Genomic DNA, 16,624 nt, shown 5'->3' with positions numbered 1-16,624 from the left:
TTTCAGAATACAAGCCTAAACCTCTTGCTAAGGCAGTCCCGGGCGGGTATTAAGGAGCTATGGCCGAGGGTCCGTCGCTTCTGGAGGTCCTGAAAGCCTTCTTTCAGAAGGCCCCGGAGGAGCATCTCCAGGAATTCGCGGAAGAACTCGAAGAGCTGGTGGAGGAGGCCGAGGGGGAGGGGCTCCTCAGTCCGGAAGAGCGGGAGATCCTCCTTTCGGTCCTGCGCCTGAGGAAGGTGGCCGTCCGGGAGGTCATGATCCCCCGCAAGGACCTGGTGGCCCTTCCGGAGTCGGCTTCGGCGGAGGAGGTCCGCCGTCGGGTGCAGGAGGCCCCTCACCGCTACTATCCGGTCTATCGTCGCGATCTCGACGACTTTGTGGGGATAGTCTCCCTCCGGGATCTGGTGCGCCGCTTTCCGGAGGATTTTCGGCTGGCGGACCTCACCCGCCCGGCTTATGTGATCCCGGAGAGCCTGCGTATCCGGGAGGCCCTCAAGGGCTTTCGCGACCGCCGAGTCCGGGTGGCCTTGGTTATCGACGAATTCGGGGCCCTCTCCGGCATGGTCCGTCTGGAGGACCTTCTGGGCTGTGTCTTTTCCTTTGAGTCCCCAGAGCTCCGTCCGGATGCCGAGGGCTGGTATCCTCTCCATCCGGAGACCCCGCTGGAGGAGGTGGAAAGGCTTTTCGACCTGGAGCTTCCCCGGGGAGATTATGAGACCCTGGCCGGGCTCCTTCAGGAGAGGTTGGGAAGACTTCCCCGGCCCGGGGAGGAGGTGGAGCTTCCGGGCCTCCTGGTACGGGTGATCTCTGCCGATGAAAGAGCGGTGCGCGCCCTACGGGTTCGTCCCCTCCCCAAGGATGCTTAAGGCCCTCCTTTCGGGAGGTCTCTTGATCCTGGCCTTCCCCGCCCCGGGTCTCTGGCCGTTGGTCTTTGGGGCCCTGGTGCCCCTTTTTACCGCCCTTCCAGGCCGCAGCCTCCGGGAGGCCTTGGGCCTGGGTCTTCTGGCCTTTACGGTCTTCTTTTTCGGGCTTCTTTACTGGATTCCCGGGGTGATGATCCGCTTCGGGGGCCTTTCTCGGCCCCTGGCCCTTTCCGTCCATTTGCTGCTCTGTCTCTATCTGGCCCTTTATTCGGCCCTGGCCGTGGCCGGGGCCGCGGCTCTTAAGGCCTTTGAACGCCCGGGCCTTCTTCCGGGGCTTCTTTTGGGGGCCTTCTGGCTGGCCGGAGAGTATTTGCGGGGCCGGCTCCTTACAGGCTTTCCCTGGGAGCCCCTTTCCGGGGCCCTGGCCCCGGTGCCTCTCCTTCTGCAGCCCGCGGCCCTGGTAGGGGCCCTGGGGCTTTCGCTTCTTCCCCTCTGGGTCAACTACGCCCTGTTTGCCGCTCTCCCTCCTCGCCGGAGGAGGGCCCCGCTTCTGGCGGCCTTTTTCCTCCTCGGGGCCACGGTCCTTTACGGCTGGCGGGCCCTTTCCCTGGAGGTTCCGGTCTTCCCCGTCCGGGTGGCCCTCATCCAGGGGAATATCCCCCAGGAGATCAAGTGGCGGCCCGGCGAAGAGCGCCGGAGCCTGGAGCGCTATCTCGAGCTCTCCCGGAAGGCCCTGGCCTGCGGGCCGGACTTTTTGGTTTGGCCAGAGACCGCTCTTCCCTTCCCCTTTCCCTACGGAGGGCTTACAGGGGAGCTTTTAAAAGGGATAAGGTCCCTGGGGCGGCCGGTCCTTTTCGGGGCCCCGCGGGCGGTCCATACCGAAAAGGGCTGGGACCTTCGCAACAGTCTGGTGGCCCTTTCCCCGGAGGGGAAGCCCCTCGGGGTCTACGATAAAGAGCACCTGGTGCCCTTTGGAGAGTATGTCCCCTTTGAGGATAAGTTTCCCTGGCTGAGGAATCTGGCGGTGGCCTCCGGGGACTACACCCCCGGAAGGGGTTCGGGGGTCCTAGAGGTGGCCGGGGTGAGGGTGGGGGCCCTCATTTGTTTTGAAAACGCCTTTGCCCCTCTGGCCCGGGCCCGGGTGCGGGCCGGGGCGGATCTACTCTTGGTCATCACCAATGACGCCTGGTTCGGCCGCTCGGCGGCCTTAAGACAGCACTTCGATCAATCCATTCTCCGGGCCGTGGAGACCCGGCGCTGGGTGATCCAGGTGGCCAATACCGGCCTTTCCGGGGTGATCGACCCTTACGGCCGTGTCCGCCTCCTGGGCCCGGTGGAGCGTCCCTGGTGGTCCTGTTTCGGGAGGCGGCCTTGAAGATTCAACCCCAGAGCTTTCGGAAACGGAGGGCATCCTCGTGCATGTAGACGTTGTTGAAAAAAACCAGGATTTCCTCGGCCGGAAGTTCCTTCACCAGCTCCGCGAGCTTCTGTAACTCCTCCTCGCGGTATTTCTTGTGATAGTTCAGGCGAGAACCCTGGCGTTCGCCGTGGAGGCGGAAGTAGAGTCGGGGAAGGGCACGGAGCCTTTCCAGAAATTCCGGAAAGAGAAGGGGGTCGAAGGCGGGGACGGTCTGAAATTCCTCCCAGAGTTCCAGGAGAAGATCCGGGTCCTCCCAGCGGATCTCCAGGGCCAGGTGGAGTCTTTCGGGTCCCGGAACTTCCCGGGCCCAGGAAAGGAATTTTCGGAGCTCTGCGGCCTCGGCCTCACAGTTTCGGGGAAGCTGGAGGAGGAGATAGCGGGCGGAGACCCTGGCGGCCAGCTCCAGGGTCTCAAGGAAGTATCTCTGGGTGGCCTCGGTGAGTCGGAGGCAGCCCACCTTTCCCTTGAGGCCCTCGAGTTCCTCAGGAGAAAGCCCACTTCTTCGCCAGGTAGGGGAAGAGAGGGGATGGGTCAGGCCCTGGAAGGCCTTGAGGGAAAGGCAGAAGTCCTGGCGGCCGGAAAGGGTCTTTTCCCAGTTTCGGAGACTCTTTTCCGAGGGAAAGCGATAAAAGGTGGCGTTGACCTCTAAGGCGTTAAAGAGGTTTACATAGCGGGCAAGTCCCACCTTGTTTCCGCAGGTCCCGACAAAGAGGCGCTTCATAGTGGGCCTCCGAAAGACTTGCTCGGGGCCCCGGCCCCTAATAAACTGATTATAACCCCAACCTGGAGGTGGGTATGGAGGTTATCACCGCCATTCGCGGCCGACGGGCCATCAATTATTTCGATCCTCAAAGGCCGGTGCCGGAGGAGTTGCTCCGGAATCTTCTGGAACTGGCGGCTCTCGCCCCCTCTTCCTTCAATCTCCAGCCCTGGCGGGTCATCGTGGTGGATGATCCGGAGAAAAAGGCCCTCCTTCGGGAGTGCGCCATGGGGCAGCCCAAGGTGGAGGAGGCCCCGGTGGTCCTTATTCTGGTAGCGGATCCAGGGGTGGTAGAAGAATACGGGGAGGAGGTCCTGCGGGACCGCCTGGCCAAAGGCTATCTCAAAGACGAAAGCCAGATCGAGGGCGTAAAGGCCGTCTTTTATCAGCTATATGGGGACCGAGAGAGCCTCCGGCGCAAGCTTTTTGCCGTGAAAAACACCGCCCTTTTTGCCATGAACCTCATGCTGGCCGCCCGGGGTCTGGGCCTGGAAACCCATCCCATGGACGGTTTCGAGGAGCCCTGCGTGAAGAGGGTCTTCGGGATCCCGGAGGATAAGCTGGTCCCCATGCTGGTGGCCGTAGGTTATCCGCGCCCGGGGGTTAAGCTCCTCGAAAGGCCGGCGCGAAGGCCCCCGGAGGTCTTTACCTCCCGGAATACCTGGTCCACCAGCTGAGAGGCCTGCTTCCAAATCTCGGGAAAGCTCTTTTGGGCCACCTGGCGGGCCTCGGCGGTGGGAAGGAGCCGGATGCGGGCATCCAGCCTGCGGCAATCCTCAAAGGAAAGACCGCGCACAAAGGCCCGAAAGAAGACCTCGTCCCGTAGGTGGGGAAAGGGGTTTTCCGGAGAGGGTTGGAGTTCGTTTTTTTCGATCAGGCGGATGTAGACCAGGCTGCGGGCCGCAAGGAGGTCTTCCTCCACCGCCCGCCTTTTTTCGAAAAGATAAAAGGCCGTAAGGACGTCGCCTGGGGCCGGCCAGAGGCCTCGAGGAAGGTGCCCCCCGGTGGCCAGACGGACCAGATTGCGCACCCTGAGGCGGAAACCCGCCGGGGGCTTCCGGGCTAGTTCCCGCACCAGATAGAGATGGATGTAGCCGGTCTCCAGATAGACCCTTTGGCCCGAAAGGCCTTTGAGGATCTGGCGTAGGGCCTGAGCCCTTAGGGTATCCCGGAAGATAAGGCGGGCGGCATCGGCCTGGGCGAAGGCCTTGATCTTTTCTACCAAGGACTCGAAGGGCTCGGAGAGGGCGGCATAAAAGTCAAGAAGGCGTCCGAAGGTTTGGTGTTCATGCTGGTAGATGGGGGAAAGCTCCGGGTCGCGCTGGAGGGCCTCCGGTTCTTCTCCGGCAGCCAGCCGGGCCTGAATCTTCTGGACTCCTTCGAGATAGGGTTCTACCTGCAGCACCTGGCGTCCCCGGGAGAAGAGTTCCCGCATTTTTTGGTAGACCGCCCGGGAATATTCCGGAAATCCGGGCTCGGAGATCTCCAGAAACTTTGTCAGAGCGGTCTTTCCGGAAAGCAGGGCCTCGAATTCCGGATGGCGTGGCTCTTCCAGGATCACCGTCTCACACTCCTCCATGAGCTCAAAGGCCCGGGGAAGGAATTCCAGACGATGGGGGCTCAGGACGAGGAGGATCTCTCCCATCTTTCCGAAAGAAGGCGCTGGCTTTCCGGGAGGGGGTCGCGGTAGACATACATTTGGGCCGGAATTTTGGCCCCGGAAGAGCACTCTACCAGGACCGTCTCTCGCCGATATTCGTCTTCCACTTGGTCAAGCAGGGGGAGGAGTTCTTCGGGAACGGCATAGAGTTCGCCCCAGATGCGGCCTTTCTCCCAGGGACGGGCCGCGGGATAATCCCCTAGATCATAAAGGGCAAAACCCTCCACCCACCCCTCCCCCATCAGGGAAGCCCCTCGGAGAAGTCCGTGCAGGGGCTGCCCCCGCCTTAAGGTTCCATAAACGAAAAGGATAGGCATTGCCCTCTGCTCCTCTGCCCTTTATCTTATCAGAAAAGCTTCGCTAGGGGAGGAATCATGCCTATCTACGAATTTCGTTGCGAAGCCTGTGGGGAGGAATTTGAAGTCCTGTGTCGCAACCGGGCGGAGGCCGAGGAGGTGCGGTGTAAAAAGTGCGGAAGCGAAAGGGTGAAGCGCCTCATGAGTACCATCACTCCCATAGTGGATTCCGGGGGCGGGCCTGCGGACCGGCCCCGGGTGGCCGAGAGTCACCGGTGCGAGACCGGGACCTGTACCCATCTTGAACTTCCGGGGCACAGCCGCTGATGAGCACTCCTCTGCGGGCCGTTCTCTTCGATGCCGAGGGCACCCTTCTCCACATCCATCCTTCGGTGGGGGAGGTCTATGCCCGGGTGCTCTCCCGGGAGGGGCTTTTCCTTCCGGGAGAGGAACTCGACCGGCGTATCCGGGCCCTCTGGCCGGTCTTCCGCAGGGCCTTTTTCGGAAAGTTTTCCCCGGAGGGGTGCCGGCAGCTCTGGAAGGAGATTTTTAGCCAGGCCTTGGCCCCTTGGCTTGACGGTCACCCGGTGGAGAGGCTTTTTCAGGCGGTCTACGAGGCCTTTTCCCGGCCGGAAAGTTTCCGTCTGGCTTCCGGGACCCGCGAGGCCCTGGAAGGCCTGAAGAGACAGGGCCTCAAGGTGGCCATCCTTTCCAACTGGGACGAACGGCTACCCCGCCTCCTCAAGGCCCTGGGCCTTAAGGACCATTTTGAGGCCGTCTTTTTGGCCTGCGAGCTGGGGGTGGGAAAGCCGGCCCCCGAGGCCTTTCACCTGGCCTGTGAGGCCCTGGGCGTGGCCCCTCCCGAGGTCCTCATGATCGGAAATGACCCGGAGGACGACTACCAGGGGGCCCTTTCGGCCGGCCTTCGGGCCCGGCTTTATCGGGGGGAGGATCTGCGCGAGATCCTCAGGGAGGAGGGCCTATGGTGCGCCTGAAAGGTTTTGGGGCCCTGGAAGAGCTTATGGCCGAGGTGGATCGGCGGTTCGAGGAGACCCGTCGAGGTTATCCCCGGGAGGTTCGCTGCCGCAAGGGCTGCACGGATTGTTGCTATGCCCCCTTTGACCTTTCCCTGGCCGAAGCCCTCTATCTGGCCCAGGCCTTTCGGAAACTGCCCCGGAGAGTGCGCCGGGAGGTGGAACGCCGGCTGGAAAAGTATGAAAAGACCTGGGAGACCGAAGTTCCCAAGCCGGTAGATCCCCTGGCCCTTTCCCGGGTGAGGCTCCGCTGCCCCTTTTTGGACGATCGGGGCCTCTGTGTGGTCTATGAATTCCGCCCCCTTACCTGTCGGGTTTACGGTCTTCCTCTTTCCGTGGGGGAAGAGACCGTGGTTTGCCCCCGGTCGGGCTTTGAAGCCGGGAAGACCTATCCTACGGTCCTTTTCGGGGAGGTCCTGCGGCGTCTGGCCGAGATCTCGGAGGGCCTGGTCCCCAAGGGGGGAAACGTGCGGGTGTCACTTATCGGGGTGATCCGCGGAGGCTTCCCCGGGGCCCATCTCCTGGAGGAGCCTTTTTAGGGCCTCTTCGGCCAGCTGGGCCTGCTCTCGGGAGCCGATCTCCCGGTAGATCCGGGCCGCCAGGGCATAGGCCTCCCGGGCGGCTTCCAGTTTTCCGAGATTCCGGTAGACGTCTCCGATCCCGGCGAGCATGCGGGCCGCCCGATGGGCGTCTTTGTACTTTTCGGCAATCTCTAGGGCCCGATAGAGATAAGGGAGGGCCTTTTCCGGCTGGCGCAGTTCCTTGTAAACATAAACGATCTTTTCGGAGAGGATGGCGGTCCCTAACTCGTCCTCGTATTCCTCGCAGATGTCCAGAGCGATCTTGTAGGGCTTCAAGGCCTTCTCGAAGTTGCCGCGGTTAAAGTAGAGATCTCCCATCTTTTCGGCGGCGTTGGCCGCCTCCCGGTGGCAGCCGTGTTCCACGAAGACCCGGTAGGCCTCTTCATAGCGGGCCAGGGCGTCAAGGCTTCGCCCCTGGGCATACATCACCTGGGCCTCTTTGTACCATTTGAGGGCCTCGGCCACCTCTGGAGAAATTTTTTCCGGCTCGTTCATAAAACCTCCCTTTGGTCTTTGAGGATTTCTTCGGCCACCTCCTTTAGGCGGCGGGAAACAAAGCGGTCCTCTTCCGGAAGGTAGATCTCAAAGGTTCGGGAGTCCTCAAGGAGGGGGCGTACACCGGGGGCCGCTTCCGAGAGCCGGAGGGCCCGGAGGATAAGAAGGGCCAGTCCCCGGACCAGGGGATTTTCGTCCTCTAGGAGGGAAACTACCCGGAAGGGCTTTTCCCGAAGGAGGAGTTCGGGATGGGCCTCGGCCACCCGCCAGAGGGCGTAAAGGGCCCCGGGGCGGAATTCGGGATAGGGAAGAAAGGCCAGGAGGTTTCTTACATAGAGCCCAAAACGCCGGGGAAGGGCCCGGATGATCTCCCCTACGGCCTCCAGGGCCCCCCAGGCCGAGGCCGCCGTGTCTGCGCTGGCATAAAGGAGGCGCTTTACCAGATCGGCCACCTCCTCCGGGCATTCGTCCCCGAAACGCCGGGCGAATTCCCCAAGAAGGGTGGCGGTGCGCAAGCGAAGGAGGGCCTCCGGGTGGTAGAGGATCTTTTGGAGCACCCGGAGATTCAGGGGCTGGGCCCGACAGAGGAGCAGCAACTCCTCCCGCCGATTTTCAGCCACCAGGCGCTCCGCCTCCGGGCGGCGAAGCTTCCGGGGCCGGACCTCGGGGGAGGACCTGGAAGAAGGCCTCCTGAGGGCCTCCAGATCCTCCCGGCTCAATTCCAGGAGGTCTTCGGCTAGACGTACAAAACAGAGGGCCCCGGAGACCTTGCGCCCCTCAAGGGTCCCTTCGGGGACCAGGAGATGGCGGGCCTGATCGTAGGGTTCAAGCCAGATTTCCTGATAATCCTCCCCCGGCGCAAGGTCCCAGGCCAGCTCCCAGCGCCCCCCGGAGGCCAGAAAGAGGGCCTCAGCGAAGGCCGACCCCCGGTTGAAGCCCGTGACATCGCTCACATAGACCGCTCCGCATTCGCACACTCCGGCGTCATGGTCGGCAAACTGGAAGCCCAGGTTTCGGGGGGGAGGGATCTCTCTGCCGCAGAAGGGACAGCTGGGGGGCTTCATGACGCAAGCAACTTTTCAAATTCCGGATTTACCGGATAGCCCAGAGATTTGGCCCGGGAGAGGGCCTCGCGGGCCTCTTCCCGCCGATCCTGGTAATAGAGGGCCACGGCCAGATTGTTCCAGGCCAGGGCAAATTGGGGATCGTAGGAAAGGGCCTGGCGACAGGCCTCTTCGGCTTCCGGATAAGACTCCCGGGCAATGAGGACCGTGGAGAGATTCACCCAGACCGCCGGAAGATCCGCTTTGACCTCGAGGGCCTGGCGGTAATACCTTTCGGCCTCTTCGAGTTCCCCCAGCTGGAAGGAGATGAGCCCCATGTTGGTCAGGGCCTCCGGGGAGGCCGGGTAGATCTTGAGGGCCAGGGAGAAGGCCTTGCGGGCCTCCTCCAGTTGCCCCTCCTGGGCCAGGAGGGTCCCCAAATTGGTGAGGGCCTCGAAGTTGTGGGGGTCGAGACGCAGGATCTCCTTCAGGGTCTCTTTGGCCTGATCGAGTTTTCCCGCCCGCCAGTAAGCCAGGGCCAGCCGATGACGAGCAAAGATGGAGCGGGGATTTTCCGCCGCTTCCTTTTCCAGGACCTTCAGGACTTCTTCCATTTCCATGTGGTTTTCTCCACCGCGAGGATTTAGGTTATTCTAAAAGGACCTGTGGGTTTGTCCAGATGAGGATCTGTCTGCCTCTCCTTATCGTGGCCCTCTGGTTTGCGGGCTGGTATCTCGAGGTTACGGAGCCGGCGGCCGAAAGGCCTGCCCCGCAGGTGATCTATATCCCCCCGGGGACCCCGGTCAAGGAGGTGGCTCATCTCCTTCGGGCCCGGGGTCTTCTCCGGAGCGAGTGGGGGTTTTATCTGGAAGGCCTGCGGCTGGGGCTCCTTTCCCGGCTCAAGGCCGGGGAATACGAGCTTTCTCCCCATCAGAGTCCGGCGGAGATCCTGCGCCAACTGGCCGAAGGGCGGGTGATCACCCACATCGTGACCATTCCCGAGGGGGCCAACGTGTGGGAGGTGGCCGATCTCTTGGAACGGGCCGGATTGATCTCCCGCAAGGAGTTCCTGGCCCGGGCCCTGGATTCGGACCTGGCCCATTCCTTGGGGATCCCTGGGCCCACGGTGGAGGGGTTCCTCTTTCCGGATACCTATTATTTTGTCAAGGGGCTTTCGGCCGAGGAGATCATCCGCATCATGGTGGAGCGCTTTTGGGAGGTCTGGCGCAAGTACGAGCCCCGGGCCCGGGAGCTGGGGGTTTCGGTCTATGAGGTGGTCACCCTGGCCTCCATCGTGGAGAAGGAGGCCGTGCTTTCCCGGGAAAAACCCCTCATTGCGGCGGTTTACTGGAATCGCCTCCGGCGGGGCATGCCCCTTCAGGCCGACCCCACGGTGCGCTACGCCTTGAGGCGCTTTCGGGGCCGGCTTTATTACAAACACCTCCGGGTGGACAGCCCCTATAACACCTATCGCTATCCGGGACTGCCTCCCACCCCCATCGCCAATCCCGGGGAGAAGTCCCTGAGGGCCGTTCTTTATCCGGCCAAGGTGCCTTATCTCTATTTCGTCTCTCGGGGCGACGGCTCCCATAAATTTTCCACCACCTATCGCGAACATCTAAGAGCGGTGCGCGAGTTGCGCCGCAAACGCCAACGTTCTTACCAATAACCCACAACAAAATTTCTTCATAAGATAAAGAAATTAGAAGAAAGCTCCTTAAAAGGCCCTATTTTTCTTCTTTTTATAACTCCTCTATTTTTAGAAAAAAAAGAGGGCTTGACAGCAGGAGTTCTTTTTAAGTAGCCTAGTGGTGGGAAATAGTGGGAGAAAGTGGTAAATGTTTCGGGGCCGTTTCCGTCATGCGTTGGACGAGAAGGGGCGGTTGAGTATCCCCAGCCGCTTCCGGGAGATCTTGCGCCAGCGCTATGGGGGAGCGGTCCTGGTGGTCACCCGCCATCCCGAATGTCTGGTGGCCTATCCCTGGGAGGAGTGGCGAAAGGTGGAGGAAAGACTTTTAAGGCTCCCGCAGGACCTTCCCGAGGTGAGGCTTTACCTGCGTTACTTTCTGGGTTCGGCCGAGGAATGCGCCCTGGATCGCCAGGGACGTATCCTTCTTCCGGCCCATCTCCGGGAGGCTGCAGGGTTGAACCGGGAGGCGGAAATCCTGGGCCTTCTCGACCGCTTTGAGATCTGGGCCCCGGAGAGACTGGAGGCGCGGATGGAGGAGGCCGAGGCCTCCTTTGACGAACTTTCTCGAAAGGTGGCGGAATTGAGCCTTGGAACCCAAACATGAGCCGGTCCTTCTGGAAGAGGTCCTGGAATGGCTTGCGGTGCGCCCCGGAGGGGTCTATCTGGACGGGACCGTGGGGCTCGGCGGACACAGTCGGGCCCTTCTGCGGGCCTCTTCCCCGGAGGGCTTTCTTTACGGGTTTGAGTGGGAGGAGACCTCCTTTCGGCTGGCTGAAGAACGGCTCTCCCGGGAATTTCCGGGCCGTTTTCGCCTGTGGCGGGCCAATTTCGCCGAGGCCCCGGAGATCCTTCTTTCTGAGGGGGTAAAAGTGGACGGCGCCCTTCTGGACCTGGGAATATCCTCCTTTCTCCTTGAGGGCTCCGGGCGGGGCTTCAGCTTCCTCAGGGACGAGCCCCTGGATATGCGCATGGATACCCGCACCGAAGAGACCGCCCGGGACCTGGTGAACCGTCTTTCTTACCGGGAACTGGTGGAGATCCTGCGGACCTACGGAGAGGAGCCCCGGGCCGAGCGCATCGCCCGGGCCATTGTCCAGGCCCGAAGGCGCAAGCCCATTGAGACCAGCGGGGAGTTGGCCCGGATCGTGGCCGAGGCGGTGAGACCCCGCAAACGGGGGGAACACCCGGCTACGCTTACCTTTCAGGCCCTGAGAATCGCCGTCAACCGAGAGTTGGAGAATCTCCAGAGGTTCCTTTCCCGAGCCCCGGAGATCCTGAAGCCCGGGGGGCGGCTGGCGATCATTTCTTTTCATTCCCTGGAAGACCGCCTGGTTAAACAAGCCTTCCGGGGGGATCCGCGCCTCCGGATCTTGACCAAAAGGGTTATTCGGCCTTCGGCCGAGGAGATCCGTCGTAATCCGCGGGCCCGAAGTGCCCGCCTGAGGGTGGCCGAGCGATGCGAGCTCTGAGCGCGGGGTATCCTTATCAGCCGCGAGCCCGGACGCGCTCCCGGGGGCTTTCCCTGCGTGGGGTCCTCCTCCTAGCCCTGGGGCTCCTTCTGGCCCTCCCCTGGCTTCTGGCCGGGGTTCGGCTTTATCAGTGGCAGGGGGTGCACCGGAGCCGCAAGGCCGAAGAGGCGCATCGGGCCCGGCTTCTTAAGACCTGGGAGGCCTTGACCGCCGAAGAGGTGGTGCGGCAAAAGGTGGCCCCCCTGGGGCTCCATAAACCCACGGAAAAGGAAATGGTGAGGCTCCCGTGAAGAAGGTCTGGCTTCTCTTGGGCCCGATCTTTTTTTTGATTTTGGCCGGGGCCTTGATGCGCCCCCTCACCGGGGCCGGAAAGGCCGAGGCCCCCTTCCTGGAGCGCACGGAGGTTCTGGATCGGGAGGGCCGGGTCCTTTTCCGGATGGAAAAAAGGGCTCGGGTCTATTATCTGCGCTCGGGTCCCCTTCCCTCTAGGCTCAAGCCCTATGTGCACCGACCTCTCTCCGGACCCCCGCCCCTTCTGGTAGCCGTGGACCTTTCTCCGAAGGAGGCCCGAAGTCTTCAGGGGATCTCGGGAGTTCTGGTCGAAGAATATTCCCGGCCCAGACTTCTGGGAGGGGCGGCCTTTGAGGGGATTCTTCCGGAGCTTTTCCATCGGGCCGACCTTGAAGGCCGGCGCACCCGCCTTACCCTTTCCTGGGATCTCCAAGAAAGTCTTTACCGGGCGGTTCGGGCCGAGGGACTTTTGGGTGGGGCAGTGCTGGATTTGGCCCGGGGAGAGGTCTTGGCCTTGGTGCCCGGAAGGAAGGGAGTCTTTTTGCACAGTCTTTTTCGGGTAAGGCCCTCCTCGGGGGCCGGGGTCTTTGGAAGGGCCACGGGCCTTGAGCTCCCGGAGGCCCTGGGGAGCTATTGGCCGGGCGGGGAAGCCCTGGCCACCCCTCTTCAGCTGGCCCGAGCCTTAGCGGCCCATCTCTGTGGTCGTCCCCCGCAGTGGCATCTCCTGAGAAGAACCAACCCCGGGGTCCTGGTCTGTCCGGCTCCGGGAAAAATTCACGAAAAGGAGTATACTTATCAGGAAAAGGGGCGCTGGCTCCGGGTAAAGCTTATCCCTGAAAAGGCCCCCAGGGGGGCGCTTCTCCTCCTGGGGGAAGGAGCGCCCACGGCCCAGGTTCCCCGGGGCCTTGTGGCCCAACTGGAGGACTTTTGGGGAGAAAAGAGGCTTATGCCGGAGGAAGAGGGGTTTCCGGATCTGCGGGGGGTCAGCCTGCGGGCGGCCCTAGAGGTCCTTCAACCCCACGGAGTAGAGGTGGAGTTTCGAGGATTCGGTCGGGTGATCCAGCAGTGGCCTGCTCCCGGCACCCCCTGGTCCCGGGTCAAACGGTGTCGGTTGGTGTTGCGCGATGAGACTTGAGGAACTTCTTTCCGGAGTGGAGGTGGCGGGGCTTTTGGGGGATCCGGCGGTGGAGATCACCGCCGTGGTGGATAATTCCCGGCGGGTGCGCCCGGGAGCCCTTTTTGTGGCCCGCCCGGGCACCCGGGAAGATGGGCACCGTTACCTCCGCCAGGCCGTGACCTCCGGGGCGGCGGCGGTGGTGCGTATGGATCGATTGGACCCGGACCTTCCCGTGCCTCAGGTTCTGGTAAAGGACTCCGTTTCCAGTTTGGCCCGCATCCTTTCCAATTTTTATGGGGCCCCGGAGAAGAGGCTGCGTTTGATAGGGGTTACCGGGACCAATGGCAAGAGTTCCGTAACCTGGATGCTGCGGGAAGCGCTGCTTCGCCTGGGTCGGCCGGCGGGCCTGATAGGGACCCTGCTTTACGACACCGGGGGCCGGGTGGAAAGGGCCCAGGAGACCACCCCGGGTCTTCCCCGCCTTTATGCTCTCCTGGCGGAGATGGTCCGTTCGGGGGTTTCGGTGGCCGTTCTGGAGGTCTCCTCTCACGCCCTGGATCAGCGAAGGGTGACCGGACTCTCCTTTGAGGGAGGTGTTTTTACCAATCTCTCCCGGGACCATCTGGATTATCATCCCCATCTTGAGGCCTATTTTCAGGCCAAGCGCCGGCTCTTTGGGGAACATCTTTCCCCGGAAGGGTTTGCCGTGGTCAATGTGGCCGATCCCTGGGGGCGCAGGCTGGCCGAGGAGCTTTCCGGGCTCCGGATTTTCAGGGTGGGAGAGGCCTTTCAGGCGGAGATCCTGAGCCGGGATCAAGGGTTGGTCCTTCGGGTGAGGGAGCCTGAGGGCGAATTTGAGCTCCAGACCCGGCTTTTCGGGGATTTTCAGCAGGAGAACCTTCTCTGTGCCTGGGCGGTGTTGCGGGGGCTGGGTTTTTCCGCCCGGGAAGCGGCGGAGGCCCTCACCGAGGCTAAGGCCCCTCCCGGAAGGCTGGAGCCGGTAGCTGAAGCCCGGGGGGCCCGCATTTTTGTGGACTATGCCCATACCCCGGAGGCCCTGGCTGCGGCCCTTAAGAGTCTGCGGGCCCTGGCCCCCCGCAGACTCCTCTGTCTTTTTGGCTGTGGAGGCAACCGGGATCGGGGAAAGCGCCCCCTTATGGGGCAGGTGGCCTCGGCCCTGGCTGATGCCCTCTATCTTACTTCGGACAATCCCCGTTTCGAGGATCCGCAGACCATCGTGCGGGAAATCCTGCGGGGGGTGAATGGCACCCGGGTGCGGGTGATTCTCGACCGCCGCCAGGCCCTGCGGGAGGCCATCGCGGAGCTTACCGCTGGCGACATTCTTTTGGTGGCCGGAAAGGGGCACGAAGACTATCAGGAGATCGCCGGAAGGCGTCTTCCCTTTTCTGATGCCGAGGAGGTGAAAAGGATTGTCGGGGAACTTTCTTGATACCGAAGAGGTGATCCGGGCCACCCAGGGGACCCTGGTAGGGGGGGACATGGGGATCGTCTTTTCCGGGGTCTCCACCGACACCCGCACCCTGCGCCCCGGAGAGCTTTTTGTGGCCCTCAAGGGGCCGCGTTATGACGGACACGACTTTTGGCGGGAGGCCCTTAAACGGGGGGCCAAAGGGCTTCTTCTTTCAAGGCTTCCCCGGGAGATGCGCCTTGAGGAGGTCCCCAAGACGGTCTCGGTGATCCTGGTGCGGGACACCCTGCAGGCCCTGGGAGATCTGGCCCGGGCCTTTAAGCGCCGTCGGGGGTTCTGGGCCTTGGCCATAAGTGGTTCCTGCGGGAAGACCACCACCAAGGAGATGTGCGCCGCGGTGCTCTCCCGGCGCTACCCGGTTTTCCGCAATCCCGGAAACTATAACAACCTGGTGGGCCTACCCCTTTCCGTGCTTTCCGTGCCGGAGGAGGTGCGCTTCGGAGTCTTTGAGCTGGGCATAAGCCTTCCGGGGGAGATGGCCCGGCTGGTGGAGATCCTGGAGCCGGAGGCCGCCCTTCTCACCAACGTGCGTCCGGCCCATCTGGAGGGTCTGGGCTCTATGGAGGGCGTACTTTCCGAAAAATTCCAGCTTTATCAAAGGCTTCCGGCCGGAGCCCGGCTGATCGTAAACCGCGACGAGGAGGAGATCTTTCGTCGGGCCCAGGACCTTCCCCATGAAAGGATTACTTATGGACTTCATATGGAGGCCGAGGTGCGGGCCGAGGATGTGCGGATCAGCCCGGAGGGAACGGAATTTGCCCTCTTAGTAGAGGGGCGCCGGCTGGGGGAGGGGCGTCTTCGTTTCCTAGGGGAGCATTTTGTGCGCAATGCCCTGGCCGCGGTGGCCGCAGGGCTTCTCTATGGGGTGCCCCCGGAAGAGGCCCTTTCGGCGCTTTCCGAGCTTTCTCCCCTTCCGGGTCGCCTCTTTCCCCTCTCCACCGGGCGCTATTTTCTCCTTGACGACTCTTACAACGCCAACCCGGGCTCGGTCTACGAGGCCCTGCGGGTCTTCTGGGAGATCGGACAGAGGTTTCGGGAACGGGTGGCCATCCTGGGAGACATGCGGGAGCTCGGGCCGGAGGCCGAGGCCTTCCATGAGAGTGTGGGGCGTCTGGCCGGAAGACTCTGTCACCGGGTGCTGGCCGTAGGAGAGATGGCCCCGGTGGTGGCCCGGGAGGCGGAGAGGATGGGGGCCCGGGGGCGAGCCTATCCCTCGGTGGAGGAGCTCCTTTCCGATCTGGAGATTCCCGAAGGGGCGGCCGTGCTCGTCAAAGGCTCCCGGGCGGTGGGCCTGGAACGGGTAGTGCAGAAACTCAAGGAGGAGCCTTAGAGGTGTTTTATCACCTGCTCTATCCTTTACACGACTGGTTTTCGGTCTTTAATGTCTTCCGCTACATCACCTTCCGCACCTTTTACGCTACCCTTACCGCGGGACTTCTGGTCTACTTTTTCATGCCTTCTTTTATTGCCTATATGAAGGGCCGGCGCCTGGGACAGGTCATCCGGGAGGAGGGGCCGGAAAGACACCAGGTGAAGGCCGGCACCCCCACCATGGGCGGGGCGGTGGTCATCGGGGCGGTGGTGCTCTCCACCCTCCTGTGGGCTAATCTGGCCAACCCTTATGTGTGGCTGGCCCTCGGGGTCCTGGTCTCCTTCGGGGCCCTGGGCCTGGTGGACGATTGGCTCAAACTTTCTCGAGGAAAGAATCTGGGCCTTCGGGCCCGGGAAAAGCTTTTCTTTCAGGCCCTCTTTACCCTGGCCTTCTGGGGGGTGCTCTTTCACGGGCTCCATTTTGACGACCGCCTTACTTTTCCCTTTTTCAAGGAGTTGCGTCCGCAACTGGGGTTTCTCTATCTGCCCTTCCTCTATCTGGTGGTGGTGGGGACCTCCAATGCTATGAATCTTACCGATGGGCTTGATGGGCTGGCCATTGTACCCTTCATGGTGGTGGTCGGGGTCTACGGGCTTCTGGCCTATCTGGCCGGACACGTAAAGTTCGCCCACTATTTACAGATTCCCTATGTGCCGGGGGTGGGGGAACTGGCGGTCTTTTGCGGGGCTCTGGTAGGGGGCGGGATGGGCTTTCTCTGGTACAACGCCCATCCGGCCGAGGTCTTTATGGGGGATGTGGGTTCTCTGGGGCTCGGGGCCGCGGTAGGGGCGGTGGCGGTGATGGTCAAGCAGGAGATCCTTCTGGTGATTGCCGGGGGGGTCTTTGTGGCCGAGGCCCTCTCGGTCATCCTGCAGGTGGGCTATTTCCGGCTTACCGGGGGGCGCCGGATCTTCCGCATGGCCCCCCTTCACCATCACTTTGAGCTTAGCGGCTGGCCGGAAAATAAGGTGGTGGTAAGGTTCTGGATCTTTTCCGTGATCTGCGGGATCCTGGCCCTTTCCACCCTGAAATTGAGGTGAGGAG

At 62.3% G+C, this 16,624-nt stretch carries 20 protein-coding genes; 14 read left to right on the top strand and 6 right to left on the bottom strand.

The window, feature by feature from the left end; genetic code table 11:
- Positions 1 to 59: 59 nt before the first annotated feature.
- Together FVE67_RS02745 and lnt are read left to right on the top strand one after the other, a co-directional pair.
- Entirely contained in the window at positions 60 to 866 is an 807-nt protein-coding gene (locus FVE67_RS02745; protein WP_168719139.1) for a CBS domain-containing protein, read from the top strand.
- Positions 814 to 2,238: an apolipoprotein N-acyltransferase gene (lnt, locus tag FVE67_RS02740; protein ID WP_168719138.1), complete on the top strand. Its 1,425-nt coding sequence runs from the start codon at positions 814 to 816 to the stop codon at positions 2,236 to 2,238. Before FVE67_RS02745 ends, lnt begins: the two co-directional genes overlap by 53 nt.
- Before the next feature lie 4 nt (positions 2,239 to 2,242).
- Here the strand turns inward: lnt and FVE67_RS02735 are convergent, their stop codons facing one another.
- Positions 2,243 to 3,004, bottom strand: coding sequence for a DUF72 domain-containing protein (locus tag FVE67_RS02735; protein WP_168719137.1), 762 nt, complete (start codon positions 3,002 to 3,004; stop codon positions 2,243 to 2,245).
- Positions 3,005 to 3,078: 74 nt separating this feature from the next.
- Between FVE67_RS02735 and FVE67_RS02730 the strand changes: the two genes are divergently transcribed.
- Entirely contained in the window at positions 3,079 to 3,720 is a 642-nt protein-coding gene (locus FVE67_RS02730; RefSeq protein ID WP_168719136.1) for a nitroreductase family protein, read from the top strand.
- On the opposite strand, the gene FVE67_RS02725 is transcribed toward FVE67_RS02730, so the two are convergent.
- Together FVE67_RS02725 and FVE67_RS02720 are read right to left on the bottom strand one after the other, a co-directional pair.
- Positions 3,630 to 4,688 (bottom strand): hypothetical protein, encoded by a 1,059-nt coding sequence (locus FVE67_RS02725; protein WP_168719135.1) that lies wholly within the window; start codon positions 4,686 to 4,688, stop codon positions 3,630 to 3,632. The genes FVE67_RS02730 and FVE67_RS02725 overlap by 91 nt on opposite strands.
- Complete coding sequence (locus tag FVE67_RS02720; RefSeq protein WP_168719134.1) at positions 4,664 to 5,020, bottom strand: gamma-glutamylcyclotransferase family protein; 357 nt, start codon at positions 5,018 to 5,020, stop codon at positions 4,664 to 4,666. Before FVE67_RS02720 ends, FVE67_RS02725 begins: the two co-directional genes overlap by 25 nt.
- Before the next feature lie 57 nt (positions 5,021 to 5,077).
- Here FVE67_RS02720 and FVE67_RS02715 point away from each other — a divergent pair, with 57 nt between their 5' ends.
- From FVE67_RS02715 to FVE67_RS02705, 3 genes are read left to right on the top strand one after another with little or no spacing between them, the layout of a single operon-like run.
- Complete coding sequence (locus FVE67_RS02715; protein WP_168719133.1) at positions 5,078 to 5,326, top strand: FmdB family zinc ribbon protein; 249 nt, start codon at positions 5,078 to 5,080, stop codon at positions 5,324 to 5,326.
- Positions 5,326 to 5,994 (top strand): HAD-IA family hydrolase, encoded by a 669-nt coding sequence (locus FVE67_RS02710; protein ID WP_168719132.1) that lies wholly within the window; start codon positions 5,326 to 5,328, stop codon positions 5,992 to 5,994. The genes FVE67_RS02715 and FVE67_RS02710 overlap by 1 nt, the downstream gene beginning before the upstream one ends.
- Entirely contained in the window at positions 5,982 to 6,572 is a 591-nt protein-coding gene (locus tag FVE67_RS02705; RefSeq protein WP_168719131.1) for a YkgJ family cysteine cluster protein, read from the top strand. The genes FVE67_RS02710 and FVE67_RS02705 overlap by 13 nt, the downstream gene beginning before the upstream one ends.
- Here the strand turns inward: FVE67_RS02705 and FVE67_RS02700 are convergent.
- From FVE67_RS02700 to FVE67_RS02690, 3 genes are read right to left on the bottom strand one after another with little or no spacing between them, the layout of a single operon-like run.
- Positions 6,510 to 7,109 (bottom strand): tetratricopeptide repeat protein, encoded by a 600-nt coding sequence (locus FVE67_RS02700; protein ID WP_168719130.1) that lies wholly within the window; start codon positions 7,107 to 7,109, stop codon positions 6,510 to 6,512. The two genes, FVE67_RS02705 and FVE67_RS02700, sit on opposite strands and share 63 nt — an antisense overlap.
- Positions 7,106 to 8,173, bottom strand: coding sequence for a DVU0298 family protein (locus FVE67_RS02695; protein ID WP_168719129.1), 1,068 nt, complete (start codon positions 8,171 to 8,173; stop codon positions 7,106 to 7,108). Before FVE67_RS02695 ends, FVE67_RS02700 begins: the two co-directional genes overlap by 4 nt.
- Entirely contained in the window at positions 8,170 to 8,772 is a 603-nt protein-coding gene (locus FVE67_RS02690) for a tetratricopeptide repeat protein (RefSeq protein WP_168719128.1), read from the bottom strand. The genes FVE67_RS02695 and FVE67_RS02690 overlap by 4 nt, the downstream gene beginning before the upstream one ends.
- Positions 8,773 to 8,831: 59 nt before the next feature.
- Between FVE67_RS02690 and mltG the strand changes: the two genes are divergently transcribed.
- The 8 genes from mltG (at position 8,832) to mraY (ending at position 16,620) form a co-directional block, all read left to right on the top strand.
- A complete protein-coding gene (gene mltG / locus FVE67_RS02685; RefSeq protein ID WP_168719127.1) occupies positions 8,832 to 9,821 on the top strand; it encodes an endolytic transglycosylase MltG in 990 nt (329 codons plus the stop codon).
- A 169-nt stretch (positions 9,822 to 9,990) separates the two neighbouring features.
- Positions 9,991 to 10,446, top strand: coding sequence for a division/cell wall cluster transcriptional repressor MraZ (gene mraZ, locus FVE67_RS02680; protein ID WP_168719126.1), 456 nt, complete (start codon positions 9,991 to 9,993; stop codon positions 10,444 to 10,446).
- Positions 10,430 to 11,311: a 16S rRNA (cytosine(1402)-N(4))-methyltransferase RsmH gene (gene rsmH, locus FVE67_RS02675; protein ID WP_168719125.1), complete on the top strand. Its 882-nt coding sequence runs from the start codon at positions 10,430 to 10,432 to the stop codon at positions 11,309 to 11,311. Before mraZ ends, rsmH begins: the two co-directional genes overlap by 17 nt.
- Complete coding sequence (locus FVE67_RS02670) at positions 11,299 to 11,601, top strand: hypothetical protein (RefSeq protein ID WP_168719124.1); 303 nt, start codon at positions 11,299 to 11,301, stop codon at positions 11,599 to 11,601. The genes rsmH and FVE67_RS02670 overlap by 13 nt, the downstream gene beginning before the upstream one ends.
- Complete coding sequence (locus tag FVE67_RS02665) at positions 11,598 to 12,737, top strand: PASTA domain-containing protein (RefSeq protein ID WP_168719123.1); 1,140 nt, start codon at positions 11,598 to 11,600, stop codon at positions 12,735 to 12,737. The genes FVE67_RS02670 and FVE67_RS02665 overlap by 4 nt, the downstream gene beginning before the upstream one ends.
- On the top strand, positions 12,727 to 14,169 hold the full coding sequence (locus tag FVE67_RS02660) for a UDP-N-acetylmuramoyl-L-alanyl-D-glutamate--2,6-diaminopimelate ligase (RefSeq protein WP_168719122.1): 1,443 nt from the start codon (positions 12,727 to 12,729) through the stop codon (positions 14,167 to 14,169). The genes FVE67_RS02665 and FVE67_RS02660 overlap by 11 nt, the downstream gene beginning before the upstream one ends.
- Complete coding sequence (locus tag FVE67_RS02655) at positions 14,150 to 15,538, top strand: UDP-N-acetylmuramoyl-tripeptide--D-alanyl-D-alanine ligase (protein ID WP_168719121.1); 1,389 nt, start codon at positions 14,150 to 14,152, stop codon at positions 15,536 to 15,538. Before FVE67_RS02660 ends, FVE67_RS02655 begins: the two co-directional genes overlap by 20 nt.
- Before the next feature lie 2 nt (positions 15,539 to 15,540).
- Positions 15,541 to 16,620 carry a phospho-N-acetylmuramoyl-pentapeptide-transferase gene (gene mraY, locus FVE67_RS02650; RefSeq protein WP_168719120.1) on the top strand — a complete coding sequence of 360 codons (1,080 nt, stop codon included), beginning with the start codon at positions 15,541 to 15,543 and terminating at the stop codon, positions 16,618 to 16,620.
- The last annotated feature ends 4 nt before the right edge of the window (positions 16,621 to 16,624 follow it).

Source organism: Thermosulfurimonas marina (assembly GCF_012317585.1).
GTDB classification, from domain to species: domain Bacteria; phylum Desulfobacterota; class Thermodesulfobacteria; order Thermodesulfobacteriales; family Thermodesulfobacteriaceae; genus Thermosulfurimonas_A; species Thermosulfurimonas_A marina.
Note: the sequence above shows the minus strand (reverse complement) of the source record. Positions and strands in the feature narration are given on the sequence as shown.